Raw genomic sequence first — 5,992 nt, forward strand, 5'->3', positions numbered from 1 at the left:
AACGATGCCGAGTTGTAGATTGTGCGAACTCGACCCCTCCCCGAACTGCCCCTCGCCCGTAGTGCCCGACTGGCCTCGTGACCTGCGCGTGAGCAGGTGCCGGGCCAGCGCTTCCGCCCTTGTTGGACCGTGACCGCCAGCCGATGGCGGGATGGTGGCGGCGCTGCTACCTGCGGCCTCTTGTCGCGATTCGCATTTCATGCGACACTTTCGCACAAGACGCGAGCCATTTTTGGGCGGTGCGAGATGTCGCAGCAGGATCTTCCTCCAGGGTCGGCGCGGTTGCAGCTGGCCGACGGTATCGCTGTTCTACGTCCGGAAGCCTCGGTGTTCGAGGCGATGGTCACCGGCTGGTCTCACCAGCAGCTGGCACGAAACCTGTCTGCCGGCACGATCTCGGCGCGGGTGGCCACGATACGGCGGTTCCGGGACTTCTGCGATGCCGACGGCCCCTGGACCTGGACGCCAGCGATGGCCGATGACTGGATCACCGAACTACGCGGAGTCCACGGCATAGCGCACAGCACCGTCCTGAACTATCAAGGTGCGCTGCGGCACTTCATGGACTACCTGCTCGACCCGGCCTACGAGTGGGCCGAGCAATGCCAGGACCGGTTCGCCACGCATCCCGTACAGGTCATTACCGAGGCCAACTCGGCCCGCCACGTCCACGAGGGTCCCGGCGACCCACGCAAACGGGCGTACACCACCGACGAGCTGCAGGACCTGTGCGATACCGCGGACGAGCAGGTCACCCGCCGCTACGAGGTCGGCACGAAGGGGGCGATGGTCGCGCTGCGAACCGCGACGATCACCAAGGTCGCCTACGCATGGGGCCTGCGCCGCAACGAAGTTCGCATGCTGGACCTGACGGATTTTGGGCCGAATCCGCGTGCACGGCAGTTCGGCCGATTCGGGGTCTGCTACGTCCGGTACGGCAAGCCCGGCAAAGGATCCCCCGCCAAACGGCGCGGCGTACTGACCGTCCCAGAGACCGCGTGGGTGATCGACTGCCTCGAGCAGTGGATCGACCAGGGGCGCACCAGCTTCGACCGCACCACCGGGACCGCATTGTTTCCAACCGAACGATCCGAACGAATCTCGAACGGGGCACTGTCCCACAGCTTCGCCGAACTCTGTGACACAGCCGGCCTGACCGACCCCGGACTGGACTTTCACTCCCTGCGCCGCAGCTACGTCACGCTGCTTGTCGAGTCCGGCTACGACACCCGCTTCATCCAAGAGCAAGTCGGACACGAGTACGCCTCGACCACCTCGCTCTACACCTTCGTCTCCCCCGACTACCGCAGCCGCGTCGTAGCCGCCGCCCTACGTGCCGCAGCCGGCCGCCTGCCCGAAAGGACGAACGAGACATGAAGCACCGGATCGCCTACCAGTGGCGACTACGCCAAGTCATGACCGACCGAGACATGCACAACCTGTCTGACCTGATCACCCCGCTGCATGAGGTCGGCATCGAGCTCTCCGCCTCGCAGCTCTACCGCCTCCTCGGACGCACCCCGGACCGGCTGCCCCTGGCGCTGCTCGGCGCCCTGTGCCACGTTCTGGACTGCAGCGTCGAGGACCTCTGCGACTTCCGTGTCGACGCCGCACCCTCGCGGCGCACCGCCACCGACGTCTCCCCCTCAGCTGATGGTCCGCTGCGACCGAAGCGGGCCCACATCCACCGACCCGGCCCACCGGCGTAGACGGACCCCCGCGCAGGCGACACACATGGCTGACACATCGAAGTACCACTGCACACGGTGCGACGACGAGCGCCAGCCTCGCGGCGTGCGCTGGCCAGAGGGCTTCGTCTGCCGCCGTTGCTACCAACAGGCCACCCGTCGCCGCGGAACGTGTCCTCGCTGCCTGACCCCGGACCGGCTCCTCCCCGGACTCTCAGGCAACCAGGCCATCTGCACCGACTGTGCAGGGATCGACGATCCCCGCCTGATCTGCACCCGCTGCGGCGATCAGGACGAACCCCACCGGCGCGGACTCTGCGCCCGATGCTGCCTCACCGACGACCTGACCGCCCTGCTCACCACCGCCGACACCGGATTCGTCTCGGCCGAGCTGAAACCGCTACTCGATGCGCTGACCAGCCAGGACCACCCGCGAAGTGCGCTCATCTGGCTACGCAATCCCGACGTGCGCCAGCTCCTGGACGGGTTCGCGCAACACCGCTTGACCATCAGTCACGACACCTTCGCCCACTACCCCGCCGAGCGCACCGCACGTCACCTACGGGACCTGTTCATCAGCTGCGGAATCCTCGCGCCCTATGACCGCAACCTCGACCGCTTCACCAGCTGGCTCGAGAAAAAGCTCGCCTCCACACCAATCCACCAATCGCAGCAGGTCATCACCGGATTCGCCACCTGGCATCACCTGCGCAACCTCCGCGCCCGCGCGCAGCGCCAACCCCTGGAGAACGGGCCGATCGCCAACGCCAAACAGGAGATCACCGTGGCGATCGACTTCGTCAACTGGCTCTACACCCGTAACACTGCGCTGGCGGAAGCGACACAGTCCGATATCGACACCTGGCTCGTTACCGGGCCGACCACCCGCAGCACCGCCAGGATGTTCGTCAAGTGGTGCATCAAGCACCAACACATGGCCGCCCACCTCGCGTTCCCCCACCGACGGGCTCGAACCAGTCCCATGACCAGCGACGATGAGCGCTACGCTCAGCTGGCCACGATTCTGGAACGGCGAGAGACCCCGGTGTGGGTCAAAGCCGCCACGGTCCTGCTGCTGATCTGCGCGCAACCAGTTTCGCGCATCGCCGCCATCCGACTGGACGCACTGAGAACCGACGACAGCGACGGCCTGTGGATCCGCTTCGCCGACGCCGAGGTAGCACTCCCGCATCCGCTCGCCGACCCGGTGACCGCACTCATCGCCCATCGCCCCAACATGACCACCGCTGCCAACCGAACATCCCAGTGGCTATTTCCCGGGGTCACTGCAGGTCATCACATCAACCCGCAGACCCTGATGGGCAAGCTCCGCGACAACGGGATCGATCTTCGAGGCGCACGCAACAGCGCGATGCGCGAGCTGGTCCGCAGCATTCCCCCGGCGATCGCGGCAACCCAGTTCGGATACAGAGCTCAAACAACCGAACGCCACGCATTCATCAGCGGCGCCACCTGGAGCGCCTACCCCGAACTCCACCAAGAACCCGGCCCCTGATCAACCGCGACTCAACAGCACCCGGAAACCAGTATCGTTACGCGTTTCCGCTGTTACCCACTGGCGTCCGGACAGGTGCGCGGACCTGCGCGTGGCGAGTACAGAACCGAGCCGATCTTCTCCCCGGGCTGGCGCCCGTGAACTGGCCGTATCTGCGCCCCCGGACCCCAGCGACGCACCACCTCCGTCGACTCGGGCGCGCTGACCCGGCCCGCGAAGCGCTCGAGCGGCCCGGCGTGCTGCTGCCTCCGCGCCGCCAGCGGCCCACCGGCCTGGCCAAGCTCGACGTCCCGCTCAAGGGCAAGATCGCCGACGGTCCCGCGGAGGGCCGCGCTCTGGCACGCCTCACCGATCTGGGCCTGGGCCAGAAGCTGCGCGCCCTGCTCGCCGAGCCCGACCAGGACGCACCCGAGTGGCTGGCCCGCGCCTGCGTACCGGTCCTGCGCGAGTGGGGCTGGGACGACCGCCCGACCGGTGTCGCGGCGCTACTCACCGGCGAGCACCCGATCCTCGTGCAGAGCCTGGCGCGCGCGCTGTCACAGATGGGCCGTATGGACTACCTCGGCGAACTCAGCCGCGACGAGGCGCTCCCGACGGTGACCGCCCAGAACTCGGCCTACCGCGTGGCCCAGCTGTGGGGCACGTTCTCCGGCCCGTCGACAGCGTCCGACGGCCCCGTCCTCCTGGTCGCCGACCTGCTCGGGACGGGGTGGACGATCACCGAGGCAGCCCGGCATCTCCGCTCGTCCGGGGTCCCGGCTGTCCTGCCGCTGGCGGTCGCCTCCGCCGGCTGAATCGCTGCCGGCGCATCGACAGACCGGAGTCCGGCACGGGATCATCGACCCATGGGTAATGCAACAAGGCCGTCACCGCCAGCCGGACCGGGGTTCATCACCACCCGATCGGAGCTGACATGAGCGCCCTGACGGTGGCCGCGCTCGCGGTGGGGTTCGTCCTGCTCATCGGCGGCGGCGAAGTGCTGGTGCGGGGCGCCGGCGGTCTGGCCGCGACCCTCGGGATCTCCCCGCTGGTGGTGGGACTCACCGTCGTCGCCTTCGCCACCTCGGCGCCGGAGTTCGCGGTAAGCGTCGATGCCGCGCTGAGCGGATACCCGGGGTTGGCCGTCGGCAACGTGGTGGGCAGCAACATCGCGAACATCCTGCTCATCCTGGGGCTGACCGCGATCGTCGCCCCTCTGGTGGCGACGTCCCGGATCGTGCGAGTCGACATCCCCATCATGGTGCTGTTCTCTCTGGTCGTGCTTCTGGTGGCCCTCGACGGCACGATCAGCTTCCTCGACGGTCTGCTGCTGTTCGCCGGCCTCGTGACCTATACGACCGCGACGATCGTCATCGCGCGCAAACAGGACGGAGACCGCGCCACCGAGGCATTGGACGCCCCGGCCGGTGACAGCGCGGGCGAGACGACGCCTACCGGCGGCGACACCTCGCACCCGGTCCTCCTCAACAGCGCTCTCGTGATCGCCGGGGTGGCGCTGCTCGTGATCGGGGCACGGCTACTCGTCACCGCGGCGAGCGACCTCGCGGCGGCATGGGGAATGAGTGACCTGGTCATCGGCCTCACGGTGGTGGCCGTCGGGACATCCCTTCCCGAACTCGCGACGAGCATGGTCGCGGCGATCCGAGGCGAGCGCGACCTGGCGATCGGAAACATCGTGGGCAGCAACATGTTCAACATAGGTGCCGTTCTGGGGATGACCTCACTCATCGCGCCGATCGAGATCGCGGCCGGGGCCATCCGCTTCGACCTGCCGATCATGCTCGCGGTGTCCCTGGCACTGCTCCCGATCGCCTTCACCGGCCTGGCGATCGCACGGTGGGAGGGCGTTCTCTTCACCGGTTTCTACGCCGCGTACATCGCCTACGTCGTGCTCCAGGCGGCCGACCACGACGCGCTGGGGCCGTTCAGTGCCGCGATGCTGTGGTTTGTCATCCCCATCACCGCTCTGTGGTTGATAGTGCTGGCCACCTACGAACTCGGTGTGCTGCGTGGGCGGGCGCAGACCCGCGGGCGGCCGGTCACAGGTGACAGTGCTGCTCAGGACGCGGCGGCCGGCGGCTCAGGGGCCTCCCCGCCGCGCGCATGACAGCGACGACCGCCGCGCCGGCGGTGCCTGCCTCGATCAGACCTCCCGCGCCATCGCCCGGCCGGCCTTCATCCCCGAGAAGATGCAGCCTCCGAGGAACGTGCCCTCCAACGAGTTGTAGCCGTGCACGCCGCCGCCACCGAAGCCGGCAGCGGGTGCACACGGAAGCCTTCCCAGCGGTCCGTCCCGTACACGTACTCGGCGACGAGCCCGAGGCGGGGCTGTCCTTCGACGCCCAACTCAGGCTGGTCGCGCTGCTGCTCGAGCCTGGCAGCCGCCCTCGACCTCACGGGGCGGCGAGCCTGGCGTGCGTGAGCGTCTGCAGCAGGTCCACGTTCCCCGCCGACGGTGGGGATGATCCGCAGGCCCAGGTCGTGCAGGTATTTTCGCTTCTCCCCGGCGGCGAACTCGACGTACGCCCGCGCCCACTGCCGCGGCCAGTGGCCCTCGGGGCGGTCGAACCCGGCGGAGCCGAGCCAGTCCCGCCACGCCAGCTCGAGGGAGTCGGAGATCCCGATCCGCCGCTGCTCCGGGGTGTCCACCAGGAAGAGGCGGTGTCGTCGCCGACAGAGACCACGCCCAGGTTGGGCGCCAGCGCCGCCCGCCTGGGTCCGCTCCGCCACGTGCTGCGTCCAACCCCACCGAAAACTCGACACCTCAGAACCCGGCACCTGATCAGTA

5 protein-coding genes and 1 pseudogene are annotated in these 5,992 nt (G+C 68.2%); 5 read left to right on the top strand and 1 reads right to left on the bottom strand.

Going from position 1 to position 5,992, the window contains the following annotated elements:
* The first annotated feature begins 246 nt into the window (after nucleotides 1-246).
* The 5 genes from ABWI03_RS33905 (at nucleotide 247) to ABWI03_RS33925 (ending at nucleotide 5,311) form a co-directional block, all read left to right on the top strand.
* A complete protein-coding gene (locus ABWI03_RS33905) occupies nucleotides 247-1,377 on the top strand; it encodes a tyrosine-type recombinase/integrase (RefSeq protein ID WP_298773715.1) in 1,131 nt (376 codons plus the stop codon).
* On the top strand, nucleotides 1,374-1,709 hold the full coding sequence (locus tag ABWI03_RS33910; protein ID WP_298773717.1) for a helix-turn-helix domain-containing protein: 336 nt from the start codon (nucleotides 1,374-1,376) through the stop codon (nucleotides 1,707-1,709). The genes ABWI03_RS33905 and ABWI03_RS33910 overlap by 4 nt, the downstream gene beginning before the upstream one ends.
* Before the next feature lie 25 nt (nucleotides 1,710-1,734).
* The gene (locus ABWI03_RS33915) at nucleotides 1,735-3,204 is read left to right on the top strand and encodes a site-specific integrase (protein WP_298773719.1); all 1,470 of its coding nucleotides are present in this window, start codon (nucleotides 1,735-1,737) and stop codon (nucleotides 3,202-3,204) included.
* A 236-nt stretch (nucleotides 3,205-3,440) separates the two neighbouring features.
* Nucleotides 3,441-3,998, top strand: a complete 558-nt coding sequence (locus tag ABWI03_RS33920; RefSeq protein WP_298773721.1) for a hypothetical protein — start codon at nucleotides 3,441-3,443, stop codon at nucleotides 3,996-3,998.
* A gap of 119 nt (nucleotides 3,999-4,117) precedes the next feature.
* Nucleotides 4,118-5,311: a calcium/sodium antiporter gene (locus ABWI03_RS33925; protein ID WP_298773723.1), complete on the top strand. Its 1,194-nt coding sequence runs from the start codon at nucleotides 4,118-4,120 to the stop codon at nucleotides 5,309-5,311.
* A gap of 293 nt (nucleotides 5,312-5,604) precedes the next feature.
* On the opposite strand, the pseudogene ABWI03_RS34230 reads toward ABWI03_RS33925, so the two are convergent.
* Nucleotides 5,605-5,992, bottom strand: a pseudogene (locus ABWI03_RS34230) (hypothetical protein); the annotation flags it as partial.

The organism is Rhodococcus baikonurensis (assembly GCF_040489275.1).
GTDB lineage: Bacteria > Actinomycetota > Actinomycetes > Mycobacteriales > Mycobacteriaceae > Rhodococcus_F > Rhodococcus_F baikonurensis.